Source organism: Paenibacillus sp. FSL R7-0331 (genome assembly GCF_000758645.1).
GTDB lineage: Bacteria > Bacillota > Bacilli > Paenibacillales > Paenibacillaceae > Paenibacillus_AQ > Paenibacillus_AQ camerounensis.
The window spans coordinates 5631920-5649946 of record NZ_CP009284.1; the positions used below are offsets into that span (position 1 = coordinate 5631920).

The following is an 18027-nucleotide window of genomic DNA, read 5'->3' on the forward strand; positions in this document are numbered from 1 at the left end:
CATAAGCAACCACTTAGATTTGTGTTTGCTTTTACTTTAACAAAAATGTGCCGCAATTGTAAAACCTTCTGCTGCTTACTTGCCGTCCTTGCCTGCCTTGAATACTTCGGCGATTGCTCCGAGCGCACCCAGCGTCTCAACTGTGCTGCTAGGCAGGAATATTTTGTTGGCAGGTCCTTTGGAGATTTCGGTCAGCGCATCAAAGGACTGGTACGCCAGTACCCGCTCATCCAGCCCGGCGGTGCTGATCAGCTGAATCCGCGCCTTCTCGGCCTCGGCTACCGCCTCGATCGCCTTGGCCTGGCCGAGCGCTTCCAGCTCCTGTGCCTGACGTAAGCCCTCAGCCTGACGGATACGCGCTTCCTTGTCACCTTCAGCCTTGAGGATCTTACTCTGCTTGTCACCTTCCGCGCGCAGGATCATATCCTGCTTGGCAGCTTCCGCCTCCAGAACAATCGCACGCTTGCTGCGTTCCGCCTTCATCTGCTTATCCATCGCTTCCTGAATATCCAGCGGCGGCTTGATGTCAATAACCTCAACGCGCTCAATCCGCACGCCCCACTTCTCGGTTGCTTCATCGAGGGCCAGCCGGATGTCCGCCGAAATTTTTTCACGTCCGGACAGTGTTTCGTCCAGCTCCAGCTTACCGATAATCTGACGCATAGTTGCCGTGGAGATATTGCGAACCCCGTATACATAATCAGAAATACCGTAAGTCGCCTGTTCCGGTCCGACTACCTGGTAGAAAATAATGGTATCAATCTGTACCTGAACGTTATCCTTCGTAATAACCGTCTGAGGCGGCACATTCGCCTGCTGAATCCGCAAATCATGGTACGTACGCACCTGATCAATGACCGGAATCAGAATGTTCAGCCCCGGTGTAAGCAGCCGGTGAAATTTCCCGAGCCGCTCGACTACCCCAACACGCTGCTGCGGTACGATTTTGATCGTCAGTGCCACAAAAACGACTACGACTGCAATAATAATCCCGATAATTACCCATGAATCCATCAGCTGTTTTCCTCCCATCGTTCTACTTCGATAATAGTGGAGCTTCTGCGGACAACTCTGACTAATTCATCTCTCGCCAGCACCTCGCCTGACACTGCACTCCATGTATCGCCGCCGACCTTGACCTGGCCGTAACGCCCCGGTTCAAGCGCCTCAACGACAATACCCTGACGCCCGGTAATCTCTGTCCCGATATCCTCGAACCCCCGGGCATGCTTGAACCGGGCGACCAGAGGTTTGGAGAACACGGTCAGGAGAACCGTTACTACCGCGCCTGCCGCCACCTGCAGCAGAATCGCCTCCGGCCAGATCAGCGACACAAGCAGCGCCGCCGCTGCACCGACCGTAAGCCAGAACAGATAAAAAGTAAGCGTGAACATTTCAATCACAAGCAGAACACCGGCCGCGACTAACCATAGCACCCATGGAACCATAGGTGATCTCACCACCTTCCGCTATATACTACTATAAACGAATAAAACGGCAGCGCGTTCCATCATTTTTCCCGAAAGGGACAAAAGCAGGCACTTTTATTATATTTCAAGCCACGGAAGGTTATGAATACAATTCATTTGCTCCAAAAAAGCCTGCAGAGAAGCCGTTCTTCTCTGCAGGCTTTTGATACTGACGGTTACGCTGGTGTTATTTCAGCTTCCAGAGGGCAGGGGCAGCTGCCGGCTCCCACCCGGCAAGCGAGGTGTGCGCCTGCTGGCAGATATATGCGGACCCGTTGTATGTGACTGTATCCCCTACTTTGTAAGCGATGCCTGCCGCCCAGGCACCGGCTCCCGGTGTTGCTGTAGCAGCCGGGGTAGGTACCGCCGTTGGAACAGGTGTCGCCGGCGTGGTAGGTGAAGGTGTAGCGGTCGCATTGCCGCACACCCCGGTTACCTTCCATGCCCCATAAGCGCCGCTCAGATCAGGCCGGTCGCCCTGTGTCCACCACTTGGCTTCATATACGTACCCGCCGTAGGAAACCTGCTGGCCTTGTGTGTACACACCGGCTGCGCTCCAGGCTGGTGCGGTGCATTGTCCCGGTGTTAGAGTCGGTGTCGGTGCTACTGTCGGCGTCGGAGTAGGGCTAACACTTGGTTTGGGCGTCGCGGTTGGAATAACGGTTGGAGTTGGTGCTACTGTCGGCGTAGGGCTTGTGCTCGGTTTTGGCGTCGCGGTCGGTGTAGCGGTCGGTGTAGCAGTCGGTGTAGCAGTCGGCGTTGCGGTCGGTGCTATTGTCGCGGTTGGGGTTGGTGTCGGAATGACACCGCCGCCAAGCTCAGCGCTGAGCTTATTCTGCAGCGTCCGGTTGCGGTCGCCGCTCGTCTCCCAGAACATGGCTCCGGCCAGGCCCTTAGCCTTCAGGTAGCTGATCTTGTGACCCAGGGATTCCGCATCATCGTAGCTGATATAGGTCTGAGTTGAAGGATTGTACAGATAAGGCACCTTGGCTACGTTATTCCAATAACGGGTGTAGCCGTTTTTGTTAATATAATTGGCTTCCAGATCATTGAAATCATAATTGCCCTTTTCCCAGGTGCCTGTGGAGGAAATGCCGGCGGATACCTGGTATTGCCCGTTGCCTGCAGCCGGAGCACCGCCCCAGCCTCGTCCATAGAACGGCATTCCCAGCACCAGCTTGCTTGCAGGAACTCCTGCTCCAAGATGGCTGGTTACCGCCTTGTCGATATTATAATTCTGCGGCTCAGTAAGCCCGGTGGATGCTGTAGCAGGATCATAATAGAGCGGCGCATTGTGTCCGGTCGTCGTATTCCAGCTTCCGTTGAAATCGTAGGTCATGATATTGATCCAGTCCACAACCGCTGCAATCCCGCTCAGATTATTGTTCTGGACGTATGTCGGACTGGCACCGGAGGCGATGGTGAGGAGATAGGTTTTGCCGTCGGCGGTACCTGCCGCGTTCAGCTTTTCACGAATTTTTTGCAGCAGCAGCACATAATTCTGTTTATCCTCGGGACGGTAGCTGTTGCCGGCGAGTCCGCCGCTGACCGGATATTCCCAGTCCAGATCGACGCCGTCCATCTTATATTTACGGATAAAATCAACCGCCGAATTGGCAAACACCTCACGGGTAGCAGCCGTTGCCGCCACATCAGAGAACCGGTTCGACCAGGTCCACCCGCCGATAGAGATCATCGTCTTCAGATTCGGATTCTTCTCCTTCAGCTTCCACAGCTGCTTCAGGTTGCCTTTGATCGGATCATCCCATTTGTCATCCCCGAAGCTTTTTTGGGCATCGATCCATGGATCGCCCAGTACGATTGTACCGTTCGGCACACTGATTGCCTGCCCCTGCTCATTCTGGCAGGACCAGGTGACCGGATTCGGGCCGGTCGGGTCCGGATTTCCATGCACCCCGTTCCAGCAGATATCGGCAAAAGCGTAGTTGATCACATTCATTTTGGCGGCATCAATGTCCGCTACGTTAAAAGCCCGTCCGTAAGCGGCCCAGGACGCATAATAACCGACTATTTTATAATCGTTCCCTGCGGCCTTAGCCGTCTTGACACTCCCGCCGAGTGCGGCAAAAAGCGTAATAAACAAAGCAGCCGCGAGTCCCAGCGCAACAGACTTCCGTGATTTCTTTTTCAGCATGCAAATATTACCTCCCCGTTTCATTCTCACAGCACATCGTTCTTCATGGATAAGAAATAGCGACGCCTGGCAGTTCACCCCGCTCCCGGATCTGGATTCACCCTCACTCTGCCTTTCTAGCAATGTAACGGTAGTCTTGTTAATAGATGAGATACTACAAAAAAGCGCATGAAACTGCCCTGTTGCCTGTAATTTCGCCGGCTGGCTTATGAACACGGTGGTGATACGGTTTATCCTGCTGTCAGGTAGGTGATGGATTAGAAGAGTTAGGAGTCGTTAAATTGGAGGATTCTGACATCATTAAGAGATGAAGGTAATTCTAATTTTCAGGCATCGCAGCGGGAACCGCCAGGGGTAAATTTCTGTAATCGGGGGATAAAATCATCTTATACTCAAAAAACGCTGCCACCACCCTATAAAAATATAAAAAGACCCTGGCCGCCTACCCGGCAGACAGAGTCATCTGTTTAAAGTGTACGGGGAAATCACCCGTTATTGGCCTGCTTGGCAGCAAGCTTATCCGTCAGCAGACGCAGCGCCGTTCCCCGGTGGCTGATCTTCTGCTTCTCCTCCAGCGTCAGCTCGGCCATTGTCTTCTCATGCTCGGGAAGGTAGAAAAGCGGATCATAACCGAAGCCCCCGGCGCCTGCAGGCTCTGAAGTAATCCAGCCTTCCACCGTACCTTCCGCTGTCAGCTCCGAGCCGTCCGCCGGATCATAAAGCGATAACGCACAGACAAACCGTGCCGTACTTAGCAGAGGCTGGCCGGTATCCTCACCCTGCTTCATCCGCTCCAGCTCGCTCAGCAGCTTAAGGTTATTCTCCTCATCCTGCGCACCTTCCCCGGCGTAACGGGCAGAGTACACACCGGGCTGGCCGTCCAGCGCATCGACACACAGGCCGGAGTCATCCGACAGTACGGGCAAGCCGAGGGCTTCGCCGACTGCCTTGGACTTCTTGAGCGCGTTCTCGGCAAAAGTATTGCCGTCCTCCACTACATCCGGAAGCTCCGGGTAGTCGAACATACTCTTAACGGTCAGGCCGAGCGGGGCAAAAGCATGCTGGAACTCGCGTACCTTGCCCTTGTTCTTCGTCGCAACAATCAGGATGCCGCCGCTGTTACTCATGCTACACCTCTTGGCCAGGCTGGCCGGAAGGGATTTTGAGCGCGATCGGACCTAGTACTTCCTTCTGCACCGCAATCAGCTCATGGATGCCCTTCTCACCGAGACCCAGCAGCTCGTCCAGCTCCCGGCGCGTGAACGGACGCTCTTCGCCGGTACCCTGCAGCTCGACAAAAGCGCCGCCGCCTGTCATCACCACGTTCATATCAACCTTTGCCTTGGAATCTTCCTCATAGTTCAGATCAAGCAGCGCCTTGTCCCCCACTACACCGACACTGATAGCAGCCAGGTAGTCTGTAATCGGGAATACGCTCAGCTTATGCTGTAGCGCAATTTTGTTAATGGCAAACGCCATTGCCACAAAAGCTCCCGTAATCGAGGCTGTCCGCGTACCGCCGTCCGCCTGAATCACGTCGCAGTCCAGCGTTATGCTGCGCTCGCCCAGCGCCTGCAGATTCACTACCGAGCGGAGCGCCCGGCCGATCAGCCGCTGGATCTCCATCGTCCGTCCGGTCAGCTTGCCGCGTGCAGCTTCACGCTGGTTACGGGTCTGGGTTGCCCGGGGCAGCATCGAATATTCGGCGGTTACCCAGCCTTTACCCTGGCCCTTCAGGAACGGTGGAACCTTCTCATCCACGGTTGCGGTCACTAGTACCTTTGTGTCGCCCATTTCAATCAGTACAGAGCCCTCTGCATATTTATTAGTTTGGGTTGTAATCGTAAGCGGCCGGAGCTGGTCGCTGTTACGCCCGTTTGATCTCGTCATAGTCTGCCTCCTGCATCTTAAGTAGCTAAAGCTTACATTAACGCCTTTGCGCGCGAAACGGATAACACCCGGGAAGGGCATTATCCGTTTTTTGCTTAGCAAGCTTTATTCTACCAAAGTGCAGGCACAAAAGCATCTTTTGACTAGGTAAAAACTTCTTACAGCGGCAGTGCGTTCACATATTCCGGCGCCGATACCGGCTGGCCGTAGTTGACATTATCCGTTCCGGTTACCGTCTCCTGCCCGTTCAGGCGGATCTGGACCGGAGCATCACCCGCATTTTGCGCCACTGTGAGCACGACGGATTCCAGCATTTCCTCCGGCACATTCCGGGCATCCGTGAACATATCATCAGTCAGCGACACTGTTACTACCCCGTTCTGTCCGGCTTCTACTCCTTCAAGCGCAGTTCCCCCGGTCATCACCATCTCCAGTCCGTTAGCCGATTCCGGTCCGGCAATCAGCTCATTCAGCGCAGCCTTCACCCGGTCCTCTCCGGCGGGTACAAAGCGTGTAACCGGAACATAATACTGGTGAGTGCCGTCAGGCGTTGCTGCGGAAAAATAAACGGTTACCGCAGATGAATTCATCAGCACCGGTCCGTTTCTCGGCAGGTTAATGCCAAACGAGCGGGACAGCGGATGATCCAGCGGTGTACCCTGAAGCGGCATTTCGGTCAGCTTTTTGCCGTCGACCCACAGCTGTACGCCCTCGATGCCCTCCTGTCCAGTCAATGTCCAGGTGATGGCCTCCAGAATTTTGCGTTCATCCGCCGGCTTGTAATCATTGAATGCGGCGTTGAATTCGACCACCGCCAGTTTATCTTTGTCCACAGAGACACTCTCCACCTGTGTGCCGGCGGGAAGTACACCCTCAAAGCTTTCAGGAACAGTTGAGGCATATGCCCCCTGGGTGACCAGTGCAGTTAGTGAATCTGTAAGCATGGCGTTGCTGTCCCCTTCAGGCAGCTTAAGCGAAACCGGGGTCAGCAGCCCGTTGCTGTCCTGCAGGTAGACGGTGGTGCGCTCTCCGGGTGCGATCGCTTCCGGCTGACTGGTTATCTCCCCGGCGGCTGTATCCCCTGCCACTGGTCCGAATACCCCAGCATCAAGCGTAGTGCCGTCGCTAAGCTCCAGCATCTGCGCCTCAATCTCCTCCGGCGGCGGATCCACTGCTGCCGACTCCGAACCGAACAGGCCGCAGCCGGACAGCAGAATCGGAACCGTGAGCAGGCAAGCCGCAGACAGCGCACGGACTTTTGTCATAGGTTTCATTAATCATTGCCCCTTTCAACAACTAGGATCAGTTTGTACTGCTATGTATACGAGCCCTCTCTGCAAAAAATAACAAGAGCTCATCCTAAATTTTGGACAACGTGCGGAGCTGAAGCGGGACAAGCTGCGGGTGAGGGGCACACGGGCTCGGGTAAGGGCGGATGCGGCTTAGGCTTAAGTGAAGGACAATGAGCGAATCAAGGCATTTTTGCCGGGCAGAACGAGCAAATCAGAGGCCTGCATAACCGGTAATACTAAGAAGATGCGTCCGTTGCCCGCTGCTGAGGTAATAACGTTATAAGGCTGGGGTTTTGATGATAGCCAAGAGTACATATTCTGCCGTTTACTTTAAGGTTATCGATGTTACTACTGTTAATTAGCAGCAGTATAAAGGCCAGCCTACTCCCTAGAATGAGGTGACTACGTATGAATAAAGTTAAAGCTCCTTACAGTCTTAATAGCAAGGCAGTTGCAGAAGCAACCACACACTGGATGCAGGAACGCGGCGTAAAGGTAGAAGAAATTGCTGAGCTTGTTATGTTTTTGCAGCAGAAATATTATCCGACACTGACCATGGAGGAATGCGTCCATAACGTCGAGATGGTCCTCAGTAAACGTGAAGTGCAGAACGCTGTGCTGACCGGAATTCAGCTGGACGTGCTGGCAGAGGAGGGCAAGCTTTTTACACCTTTGCAGGATATGATTGAAAATGATGAGGGACTGTACGGCGTGGATGAGATTCTCGCTTTTTCCATTGTGAATGTGTATGGCAGCATCGGGTTCACCAACTATGGTTACGTGGATAAGCTGAAGCCCGGGGTGTTGACGAGACTGAATGACAAAAGCACCGGACAGGTACATACTTACCTGGATGATATTGTCGGCGCCATTGCCGCAGCGGCCAGCAGCCGCATTGCCCACCGCAAGCAGGCAGAACGCGAGCAGGAGCTCGGCCTCCCGCATGCACCTGAGGATGTAGAGGAAGCTGCCAGAAAGACGGCCGAGGATCAGCTGGAGTAACGGCGATGTTAGCCCAAGATTACATTAGGCAGCCGACCACATAAGGTTGGCTGCCTTTTCTGCGGACGGACAGGAGGATAGTTCAAACCTTTTATCGAACAAACAAGCAATGCGGGAAATGGTAAGATTCCAAACGACAAGGAGTGCAGTTATGAGACTATTACTAACATCTGCGGGCGTCATAAATAAAAGCATACACGACGCACTGGTTGGAATGCTGGACAAGCCCATTGCCGAATCGAACGCCCTGTGCATCCCCACGGCGATGTACGGGCACCCCTGGGTCGGTCCCGGCGTCAATACCTGGGAGTTCATTAGCGGGAAATCCGGGAATCCCATGGTCGAGCTGGGCTGGAAGTCTGTGGGCATACTCGAGCTAACCGCGCTGCCAAGCATCAGCAAAGACCGCTGGGTGCCGCTGGTTCGGGAGACAGACGTCCTGCTGGTGGCCGGCGGCGATGCCCTCTATCTGTACCACTGGATGCGGGAGTCTGGACTGGCAGACCTTTTGCCGTCGCTGAAGGCGGTTTATGTGGGAATGAGTGCAGGAAGTATGGTAATGGCGCCTAGCATCGGGGAATTCTTCGTGGGCTGGACTCCGCCTGCCGGTGGTGATGAAGCGCTGGGTCTCGTTGATTTTGCAATATTCCCGCATCTGGATCACAAAATGCTGCCTGACAACACCATGGCTGGCGCCGAGAGATGGGCCGCCGGGATGAAGGGTCCGGCCTATGCGATTGATGATCAGACCGCCATTAAAGTAATCGACGGGGCAGCGGAGGTTATCTCTGAAGGGAATTGGAAGCTTTTTCACAAATCATAATTAATAGGAGAACATTACGTTGATATTACTCAGGACAAAAAAGAACAAAATAATCGTCTTGTCAATCATTTTAATATTCGCGCTAGTTGTACTGTTCTTGTATTCGATCTACACTAAGCAAACCCATGCTGTATTAATCAGCTACTCCAATATGAATGAAATTGTACATAATGTATACGTTGAACCTGAGATTACTGAGAGTGAAAAAGCAGAACTACTCCAGTACGTTCAAGCCTCTAATGTAAAAATCGATACTCTTTTTGGTCACAAAGAATCGGCTCCCGTTATAATCTATGCAACCTCTAAAGAGGCTTTAGAAAAATATGCAAATTCAGATATTGGGCAAACCTATTATTATCCGTGGAATAACTATATTGTTATCGGCCCAAGGGGCTTTAACGAAAACGTGATTACCCATGAATTGACACACTCTGAATTAAAGAAGCGGCTCAATAGCAGCAGGGTACCCATATGGTTTGATGAGGGATTAGCCGCTATGGCGGATGGCCGGTTTCCAGACAATAAAGGAACTTGGAACATCCAGACTAATGACGGTAAATTACCCATAGATTTTGATCTTTTGGACTCTCCCTCTGCATTTCAGCCTAATGCCCAAAGCCGTATGAATTATGAACTGGCGTGCTATGAGGTTTCGAGGTGGTATGGGATTGCTGGTACACCCGGTCTATTGAAGCTGATTGATGCTTTAAATAACGGTGAAGATTTTGATGATGCTTATAAAGGGATTGAGAGTGATATGAGTATGTAGTGCGGGTGGTGCGGTTAGTGCGGGAAGTGTGGGGAAGGAAGTACGTTGTACTTTGCATGATACGCAGTGTGCTGAGTATTGGGTGACAGTTAGTTGGTGATTCGCCGCACGAGTTTATAAGTATCTATTCGAGCTACATTCTGAATGTATACATACTTTAACTGCAGTTTGTGCAACTAAAAATACCAAAAAAGGCCCTTGCCCAGAAATAGTTGTATTCGGTACACTTAAAAATCGGATTTTTAGCTTATTTGGCCCTACACAGCACTTTTAGTTGCACGGAATGCAGCTATTGCTGCATTTGAGCAAATTTGCGCCAATATAAGTGTACAAACTGCAGCTAAGTTTCAGTTTATCGCAAAACAGGACAGCCGGACTACGAACCAGCGGGTTTATTCCCGCTATGTTGTTCGTGATCCGGCTGTTTCAGCTGCGCCGCCATGCCCGGCGCTGCATCCACATCGCTCGCGCTGCCGTGCCCGGCGCTGCATCCACATCGCGCTCGCCGCCATGCCCGGCGCTGTGTCCACACCGCTCGCGCCGCCATGCAAGGCGCTGCATCCACATCGCGCTCGCCGCCATGCCCGGCGCTGTGTCCACACCGCTCGCGCCAGCCATGCAAGGCGCCGGCGCTATCGCTCCGCCGCCGCGAACAGCAGCGGCCCGTCCGGCTCTGCCGCCAGCGTAGCCGCCCGGCCGCGGCGCACCAGCTCCGCCAGGTGCGCGAGCGCCTCGCTCATGGCGAAGCGCAGCTGATGCGCGCTGGTCACGCGGCCGCGGAACAGCGCTTCGCACACGGCGAACCCGCTCTGCGGTCCGCCGGCCAGCAGCTGAGCGGCGGTGTCCAGCCGCTCCTCATGGTGCCGGAGCAGGCTGTCCGCCCGCTCCGCCCACGCCGTGAACGGTTCCCGGTGCCCCGGGAACGCACGGCGCACAGGCAGGCTGCGCAGCACGCGCAGCCCCTCCAGGAACGTCTGCAGCGGCTGCGGATCGCTGCCCGGCTGCAGGCCGACATTGGGCGAAATCTGCGGCAGCACAGCATCGCCGCAGATCATCAGCCCGCTGCCGGCCTCATACAAAGACACATGACCCGGCGCATGCCCGCCGGTCAGCACGGGCGTCCACTCCCGGCCGCCCAGCACAAAAGCCCCCGCAGCGTCGATATAGCTGACCTCCGCCTGCGGTGTAACCTGGGCCAGGAAGCTCTCCAGATGCTCCCTGACCCCCTGAACCAGCTCCTCCGGCATGCCGTGCCGGAGGAACAGCAGCGGCAGCGACTCATTCAGCGTCGCTGCCGTCCCCCACGCCATCATGACCTCGTCGTGGGCCCGCTCCGACATCCAGACCCGGCTGCCGCTGCGGGCCTGCATCCAGCCCGCCAGCCCGTAGTGGTCGGGATGGTGATGGGTCACTACGATCTGCCGGACATGATCCCAGGATAGATCCAGCTCATCCAGCACCCCCTGCCAGGCCAGCTCTGCCTCCAGCGTATGCGGACCCGGGTCGATGACCGTTATGCCGCCCTCCGGCTCTGTGACAATATAGCTGTTCACCCAGCGCAACGGCGGGTCCATCGGTACGCTCACCTGCAGGATGCCGCCCTCCCAGTCCTTGATCTCCGCCTTACGCATAATGCCGTCACCGCCTCTCGGAAGTCTTCTGCCTGATACCATCTACGGACGGATGCCGACAAAGATCATTCGATTGGAATGCTCTTCGTCATATTCCTCTTCATCATAGCTGCCGTGGACGGCTTCAAGCTGCAGCCCGGCAGCGGCCAGCAGCTTTTTGAACGTATCCAGCGGGTAGAGCTTTACCCGCTCATGATATTTACGGGGCGTATCGTCCCCTTTGGAGGTGAGGACGATATCCTTTTTGACATAGCCGTCTTCGATCCGCCGGGACTCATCAATCAGAATATCCCCGTCTTCGCGGGTGGAGTGCGGCACAAGCTGACGGATCACATAGGCCGGATTTAGAAAATCTATAATAAATTGGCCGCCCGGCTTAAGCATTCTGCAGATTTCGCGCAGCACCCTAATCTGCTCCTCATCCTCCTCAAAGTAGCCAAAGGAGGTAAACAGGTTAACCACTGCATCAAAGCCGCCGTCAAGCGGCAGCTCCCGCATATCAGAGCGCAGCCAGGTCACACGCTCCGCACCCTCCTGGGCACGTGCTTCACCCAGCAAGACCTCCGACAGGTCAACGCCGGTCACCTCAAAGCCGGCTTCAGCCAGCGCCAGCGAATGGCGGCCCATGCCGCAGCACAAATCCAGCACCTTCGAACCTTCCGGCAGATTCAGCCAGCCGATCATCTTCTCTACCTCATGCCGGGCCCCGCAGAAATCCCTGTGCCGGTACACTATGAGATAATCCTCACCAAAGCTTTTTTCATACCATTCACCCATTCTGCTTCTCCTCCCCGCGTCTCCTGCACACTCTCTATGTATAATATTGTAACGATTGTACCCCCTTTTCCCGGCAAACTCAAAGAAGAGTCGCCATTCCGCCATATTTCCCGCGTCCCGGCAACTCTGCTGGCCCAGCCTAAAGGTGCTGCAAATATACCCGTGCTTCATACGGCCGGAGCTTCAGCGAGGCCAGATCATCCTCCTTGGCGGGCGGATAGTTGGAGATCAGCAGCTCCGCTGGTCCCGCCGCAAGCTCCGCTGGCAGCTCGAATACCGGCTCATGCTCAAAGAAATTCAGGATAATCAGCAGCCGCTGATCCTCAAGCGTACGGGTAAAAGCGTAAATCTCCTCATGCTCCTCAAGCGCCAGGCCATATTCGCCGTAGACGATGACCGGATGCTTTTTACGCAGCTGGATCAGCTTCTTGTAGTAGTTGTAGATCGAATCGGGTTCCTTAACCGCTGCCGCCGCATTGATCTCCTTCGAATTAGAGTTGACTCTGATCCAAGGCACGCCTGTCGTAAAACCGCCCTCGTCCGAATCATCCCACTGCATCGGGGTACGGGCGTTGTCCCGGCTTTTTTTGTGGATATTAGCCATAATCTGTTCTTCCGGCAGCCCCTGGTTGCGTTTATCCTCATAGTAATTCAGCGTCTCCACATCCCGGTAATCGTCAATCGACTCGAACGCCGCATTCGTCATACCGAGCTCTTCACCCTGATAAATATAGGGCGTACCCTCCTGCATATGGATGAAGGTAGCCAGCATTTTGGCCGACGGCACGCGGTAGAACAGGTCGTTCCCGAATCGCGACACCGAGCGCGGCTGGTCATGATTACACAGGTAATTAGCGTTCCAGCCCCGGTTGTGCAGAACCGTCTGCCAGTTGCTGATGATTTTTTTGAGATCGGTGAGCTTCCACGGCACGGTATCCCACTTTCCGCCGCCCGGAGCCGCACAATCCAGATTCATATGCTCGAACTGAAAGGTCATATTCAGCTCGCGCCGCCCGTCCCCGACATAATCCAGCGCCTGCTCAGGCCCAAGACCCGAAGTCTCCCCGACCGTCATAATGTCGTAGAAGTACAGCACCTTGTCATGCAGATTCTGCAGCATCGTGTGCACATCCTCGAGATTGGAAAACATCTCATAAGCCCGCACCGTCGCCGTTCCGCCGGGGTTAGCCGCATCCGGATATCCTTCTGCCTTGATGATATGGGCAATCGCATCGAACCGGAAGCCGTCAACGCCTTTCTTGAGCCACCACTCCACCATCTCATGCAGCTTGTCGATCACCACCTGATTTTCCCAGTTGAGATCGGGCTGATATTTGGAGTAGAGATGCAGATAATACTCATCCGTCTGGGGATCAAGCTCCCACACCGAGCCGCTGAAATACGATTCCCAGTTGTTCGGGGGACCGCCGTTTTTGCCCTTGCGCCAGATGTAATAATCGCGTTTCGGATTATCCTTCGAGCTCCTTGATTCGACGAACCAGGGATGCTGGTGGGACGTGTGGTTGAGCACTAGATCCATCATCAGCTTCATTCCCCGGGCGTGCATCTCCCTCAGCATCAGGTCAAAATCCGCCATCGTCCCGAATTCCTTCATAATGTCACAGTAATCACTGATATCGTAGCCGTTGTCATGGTTCGGCGATTTATAAATCGGACATACCCAGATGACATCCACACCCAGGTCCTGCAGATAATCCAGCTTCGATATAATACCGCGCAGATCGCCGATTCCGTCACCGTTGCTGTCCATGAAGCTGATCGGATAGATCTGGTACGCCACGCTTTCTTTCCACCATTTTGGATTCACTTGGACTCTCCTCCGCTTCTCCGGTGTTTGCCTCAGGAAGTGATATTTAATATATCTTAACCATACTGGTGGAAGACAATCACAGATTATTTGGCAAAAGCGGGCGGGGATGCGTCCGGTTTAGCTCTCCCTTAGCTTGAGCAGCCCCGGAATTACTTGCCCGATCTGCCGGAACAGCGCCTGCCCGGTCATCCCCTCATCATGAATATAAAAAATCAGCAGCGACTGCTCCTGAAACCCCTTATGCTGCACCAGATCCGCTGTAGCCGTCTGATTCTCAAAATCAGCCCAGCCCGCTTCGCGCTCCCCTTCCCCGGCAAACTGGTAGATAACCAGCTCCTCCTCATCCAGCAGAAAAACAAGCGGTTTATGCCCGTTCAGCTCCCTGTGAAAAATACTCTCCGCCCGCACCTCACTACTGCTCAGCTCAAGCCCTTTTTCTGAAAAAGCTGCTGTAATCTCATCCGCGCTAAGCTCCCTTAACTCCGCAGTATCCGTCACACTATTGCTCTGGCCGCACCCGGTAACCAGTATGCCGGTTACGAGGATCAGCAGCAGCACAGCAATCCTTTTAATCTCCGATATGAGCGCTAATATACCGGCGTTTTTGCCTATGCCAATCTTCCTGTGCATCTGTTTACTTAAAGTCACATTTACGCCTGCGTTGAAATCCATCTTAAGCCGTCCCCTCTCCGCAATTCTTATAAGTAATTGACGGCTGCGTTGCTGATATTGTTGCGGCGGGTCAGAGCGGATGGGGGTGGCAGCAGTGACAGTAGTAGTAGCGGCAGTCACAGTAGCAGGAACAGTAGCTGTGACGGCAACGGTGACTGTGTGATTGCATTTTGTACAATAGATTACACCGATTTCTCTCTGCCGGCAGCTTCTGTTGTATTTTGTGCACTTGAAAACGCTGCAGGAGTGCCTTTATCCGGTTTCTGAGCAATTCTGCTGTAAGAAATACAATAGAACGCTTTGCCCGCGCAAAAAAAGGGCATCCCTATTGCACGTTCTGCAACAGAAAGCCCTCTGATCTCCATATAGCTGTACTTGGTACAATTAAAAGCTCCAAAAATCAGCTCCTGCACCATATAGCTGTATTCCGTACAACTATATCTGCCCAAATCGGCTGAAACTGAGGTTATCCGGCCTTTTTAATTGCACAGAATGCAGCTAAAGTGATGACAGGAGGGAAATCGGCGGTTTTAGCTGCACAAAGTGCAGTTAAATACATGCGGCGCTGTTTTGGAACAACGATTAAGTCGGAGTTAGCCAAGTACCAAGTTACAACAGTCTCGCACAGTCTCACCGCTTAGACGGACATCCGACAGTCCGCGTCACTCCCCCATCGCTCAGGTTGAAAGCTGAAATCCCTCGCCTGACCGGCGCCTCTCCTAGTCCAGGCCAGCACGAATGGTCTCTTGCCTTGCCTCCTACAGCAGCCCCACCATCTTGAGCCCCTCGTAAATGCCGTCCTCGCTGACATGCTTGGTGACATAGGTCGCAGCCGCCTTCACTTCCTCCTCGGCGTTGCCCATGGCAATGCCATGGCCGACATAGCTGAGCATCTCCACATCATTCAGGCCGTCGCCGAACGCATACACTTCCGCTTTATCCACGCCGAGGATTTCGAGCATCTTGGCAATGCCGCCCGCCTTGGAGCCGTTACCCGGCAGTACGTCCATTCCCAGCGGGTGCCAGCGGACAAACTTTAGCTCCGGGTAGGCTTCTTCATAGGCCGCCTGGCTCTCCTGCGGGCAGAAGATGATCGCCTGGTAAATATCGTTCAGCAAAAAATACTCCGCATCATAGGTCGGAAAGGCCAGCTTCAACGAGCCGATGCTGGTCACGATATTCACATGCTCAGCTGTATTAACCTTCATATCCGTAGCATCGATGTAAGCAACGGGATGGTCATTTTTCTCTGCGAACAGGGTGAGCTCCTTCAGCACATCCGTCTCCAGCCGGTTAGTATAGATTACCTCGCCTTTGTGGACCACATACTGGCCGTTGAGTGAGACAAAGGAATCAATCCCCAGCTCTTCGCGCAGCTGCTTGAACATATAAGCGCCCCGGCCTGTCGCGATTACGACATTATGGCCACGCCGCTGCAGCTCGGCAATCGCCTCTCTGGCGGAAGCAGGCACCTTTTTATCTTCATCATAGATGGTTCCGTCAATATCAAAAAAAATCGTCTTCTTAACCATAGTCATCGCTCTCCAGTCTCCTTGCTGTTCTCTTTGTATGTATCCTGCCCAAATTGTAGATGCTTACTGAAAGTGATGCAAGCTTTCATTAATTCCCTACTTCTAATTTACCGCAAAAAAAAGAGGCAGTCCCCTAATCGGGACCGCCTCTGCCAAACGGTTGCAGCTTCCGTTAAATCCTCTCATCCGTCATCCGTTCGTCCATTCATCAGCTCATTCATTCATCCGTTCATCCGTCTTCGTTCATCGGTTCCGCTCAGCCCGACACCTGCTCACACCGCACTTTGTGCCCGCTGCTGCTCTTCCATCAGCCACTGGAGCAGCATAACCTCCGGCACATTGCCCTTGCGGGCCTCCGCATATTCCCGGACCCGCTCCAGCAGACGGCTTGCCGTCTCGGGGCTGACCTCAAGGCCGCGCTGCTCCAGCACATGCGCTACCCCGCCGCTGCCGGAATGCTTGCCCAGCACGAAGCGGTGGGCCCGGCCGACCTCAGCCGGATCAAACGTCTGATACGTCGCCTTCTCCTTCATCAGCCCGTCCACGTGAATGCCGGATTCATGCGTGAACGCGAGCTGTCCCACAATCGGCTTGGCGTCACCGACATTGCGCCCGGAGGCCGCAATGACCACATCCGCCAGCCCTTTGAGCAGGTCCAGCCGCACGCCGCATTCGCCGCCGTACAAATGCCGCCAGGCCATGGCGACTTCCTCCATGGCCGCATTGCCGGTCCGCTCGCCGATACCGGCTACTGTAGTGCTGGCCCACACTGCCCCTGCGGCTATGCCGCTCAGCGTATTGGCAGCGGCCAGCCCAAAATCATTGTGGCAGTGCACCTCCAGCTCCACGTCATCAGGAACGGCGCCCAGCAGACTTTGAATCCGCCCAGCCATCTGTCCCGGATGATGGGCGGACACCGTATCCGCATAACGGAAACGGCGTATGCCTTCCTTGTACAGCGTGTTCACCACTTGAATCAGAAATTGCATATCCGCCCTGGACGAGTCCTCCATACCGACCGATACCGTCATACCCGCTCTTAGCCCATACTCTGCCGTACGCAGCAGCTTGTTCAGCCCCTCAAGCGGCGTGAGCCCCAGCTTGCCCTGCAGTTGGATATCTGAGACCGGAATGGACACATGGGCCCAGTCCACCCCGGTACTCCGCGCTTTGTCAATATCACCGGGCGTGGAGCGGTTCCAGGTCATCAGCTTCATCGGCAAGCCCAGCTCAGCGATAGCCGCGATATCCTCCTGTTCCCGCCTGCCCATGGCAGGGATTCCCACCTCTGCCTGTTCTACTCCGCATTCCGACAGCAACTTTGCGATTTCCAGCTTTTCTGCCCGCGTGAAGGATACTCCAGCCGCCTGTTCACCATCCCTGAGTGTCGTGTCACATAGCTTCAGACTTTTCACGGTCTACCTCCTTCTCCGCAGCAAGCGCAATTCGGATTACGGGTAATAGTGACGCTATAACAGGCGAAGTCGAGTGAGCTGAAGCGATGCATTACGCCCGCATAAGTTGTCCCTACCCCTGTAATCCATTTTACGGCCTCCAGCGCAGCCAAACAACCCGCAATTCCGGAGGTAGCACCCAGAACTGGAAATCCGAACGGCTCCCAGTGGGGCTTCACATCCGGGTACAGGCATTCCAGGCAAGGGGTCAGGCCGGGAATCATCGTGGTAAGTGAAATCTCAAAGCCATACATCGCCGCCTCTACCATCGGGGTAGCAGTATCAACGCACAGCCGGTTCAAAGCATACCGCTCGGGAAAATCATACCGTGCATCAATTACAATATCAGCGCTCTCCACCCATGGTTTCGCCTGCTCATATTCAATTTTGGCATTGTAGCCCTCAATTTCCACATGCGGATTAAGACGTTTCAGCTGCGCTGCTGCCGTGCTGATCCGCTCCATCCCTAAAGATTCGCTGTCCATCAGAATCTGCCGGTTGAGATCCGGAGGCAGAATAATACCTTCATGCGCCAGAATCAGCTTGCCGACACCTGCCGCCGCCAGATACAGCGCAGCCGTTCCTCCTAACCCGCCGATTCCGGCCACCATGACCGTCGCTTCCTTCAATGCCCGCTGTCCGTCCTCACCCAGCAGCTTCAGCTGCCGGGCATACCGTTCAAGCTCTGCTTCTCCGGCTAGCTGCTCCATGCCTGTCGCCTCCTGTGACT

Annotated in this window: 17 protein-coding genes; 3 read left to right on the forward strand and 14 right to left on the reverse strand. The window is 54.5% G+C overall.

All coding sequences use genetic code 11. The features are described from left to right. Positions 1 to 75 precede the first annotated feature (75 nt). The 6 genes from R70331_RS24200 to R70331_RS24225 all read right to left on the reverse strand — a co-directional run bounded on the left by R70331_RS24200 (position 76) and on the right by R70331_RS24225 (position 6788). Entirely contained in the window at positions 76 to 1014 is a 939-nt protein-coding gene (locus tag R70331_RS24200) for an SPFH domain-containing protein (protein WP_042179967.1), read from the reverse strand. Then, on the reverse strand, positions 1014 to 1448 hold the full coding sequence (locus R70331_RS24205; RefSeq protein WP_042179969.1) for an NfeD family protein: 435 nt from the start codon (positions 1446 to 1448) through the stop codon (positions 1014 to 1016). The genes R70331_RS24200 and R70331_RS24205 overlap by 1 nt, the downstream gene beginning before the upstream one ends. A gap of 208 nt (positions 1449 to 1656) precedes the next feature. Then, positions 1657 to 3624: a glycosyl hydrolase family 18 protein gene (locus tag R70331_RS24210; RefSeq protein WP_052419194.1), complete on the reverse strand. Its 1968-nt coding sequence runs from the start codon at positions 3622 to 3624 to the stop codon at positions 1657 to 1659. Positions 3625 to 4109: 485 nt separating this feature from the next. Continuing rightward, positions 4110 to 4751 (reverse strand): XTP/dITP diphosphatase, encoded by a 642-nt coding sequence (locus tag R70331_RS24215; protein WP_042179973.1) that lies wholly within the window; start codon positions 4749 to 4751, stop codon positions 4110 to 4112. A gap of 1 nt (position 4752) precedes the next feature. Continuing rightward, positions 4753 to 5514, reverse strand: coding sequence for a ribonuclease PH (rph, locus tag R70331_RS24220; RefSeq protein ID WP_042179975.1), 762 nt, complete (start codon positions 5512 to 5514; stop codon positions 4753 to 4755). Between the two features lie 158 nt (positions 5515 to 5672). Continuing rightward, the gene (locus R70331_RS24225; RefSeq protein ID WP_042179977.1) at positions 5673 to 6788 is read right to left on the reverse strand and encodes a GerMN domain-containing protein; all 1116 of its coding nucleotides are present in this window, start codon (positions 6786 to 6788) and stop codon (positions 5673 to 5675) included. A gap of 426 nt (positions 6789 to 7214) precedes the next feature. On the opposite strand from R70331_RS24225, the gene R70331_RS24230 reads away from it, so the two are divergent. The 3 genes from R70331_RS24230 (at position 7215) to R70331_RS30705 (ending at position 9400) form a co-directional block, all read left to right on the forward strand. After that, the gene (locus tag R70331_RS24230; protein WP_042179979.1) at positions 7215 to 7808 is read left to right on the forward strand and encodes a phosphatidylglycerophosphatase A family protein; all 594 of its coding nucleotides are present in this window, start codon (positions 7215 to 7217) and stop codon (positions 7806 to 7808) included. A 151-nt stretch (positions 7809 to 7959) separates the two neighbouring features. Further along, positions 7960 to 8631 carry a Type 1 glutamine amidotransferase-like domain-containing protein gene (locus R70331_RS24235; RefSeq protein WP_042179981.1) on the forward strand — a complete coding sequence of 224 codons (672 nt, stop codon included), beginning with the start codon at positions 7960 to 7962 and terminating at the stop codon, positions 8629 to 8631. Between the two features lie 151 nt (positions 8632 to 8782). Continuing rightward, positions 8783 to 9400 carry a gluzincin family metallopeptidase gene (locus R70331_RS30705; protein ID WP_156131186.1) on the forward strand — a complete coding sequence of 206 codons (618 nt, stop codon included), beginning with the start codon at positions 8783 to 8785 and terminating at the stop codon, positions 9398 to 9400. A gap of 632 nt (positions 9401 to 10032) precedes the next feature. Here the strand turns inward: R70331_RS30705 and R70331_RS24245 are convergent. From R70331_RS24245 to R70331_RS24280, 8 genes are all read right to left on the reverse strand, one after another. Further along, positions 10033 to 11073, reverse strand: a complete 1041-nt coding sequence (locus R70331_RS24245) for an MBL fold metallo-hydrolase (RefSeq protein WP_231576351.1) — start codon at positions 11071 to 11073, stop codon at positions 10033 to 10035. Beyond that, a complete protein-coding gene (locus R70331_RS24250; RefSeq protein WP_042179985.1) occupies positions 11074 to 11808 on the reverse strand; it encodes a class I SAM-dependent methyltransferase in 735 nt (244 codons plus the stop codon). A 139-nt stretch (positions 11809 to 11947) separates the two neighbouring features. After that, positions 11948 to 13636, reverse strand: a complete 1689-nt coding sequence (locus tag R70331_RS24255; protein ID WP_042179987.1) for a glycoside hydrolase family 13 protein — start codon at positions 13634 to 13636, stop codon at positions 11948 to 11950. A 120-nt stretch (positions 13637 to 13756) separates the two neighbouring features. After that, entirely contained in the window at positions 13757 to 14311 is a 555-nt protein-coding gene (locus R70331_RS24260) for a hypothetical protein (protein ID WP_042179990.1), read from the reverse strand. A 182-nt stretch (positions 14312 to 14493) separates the two neighbouring features. Continuing rightward, positions 14494 to 14727: a hypothetical protein gene (locus R70331_RS24265; RefSeq protein ID WP_042179992.1), complete on the reverse strand. Its 234-nt coding sequence runs from the start codon at positions 14725 to 14727 to the stop codon at positions 14494 to 14496. Positions 14728 to 15069: 342 nt separating this feature from the next. Continuing rightward, on the reverse strand, positions 15070 to 15849 hold the full coding sequence (locus tag R70331_RS24270) for a Cof-type HAD-IIB family hydrolase (protein WP_442950558.1): 780 nt from the start codon (positions 15847 to 15849) through the stop codon (positions 15070 to 15072). Between the two features lie 266 nt (positions 15850 to 16115). Then, positions 16116 to 17258, reverse strand: a complete 1143-nt coding sequence (locus R70331_RS24275) for a homocitrate synthase/isopropylmalate synthase family protein (protein ID WP_042179995.1) — start codon at positions 17256 to 17258, stop codon at positions 16116 to 16118. Continuing rightward, positions 17255 to 18007: a HesA/MoeB/ThiF family protein gene (locus R70331_RS24280; protein WP_042179997.1), complete on the reverse strand. Its 753-nt coding sequence runs from the start codon at positions 18005 to 18007 to the stop codon at positions 17255 to 17257. The genes R70331_RS24275 and R70331_RS24280 overlap by 4 nt, the downstream gene beginning before the upstream one ends. Between the last annotated feature and the right edge of the window lie 20 nt (positions 18008 to 18027).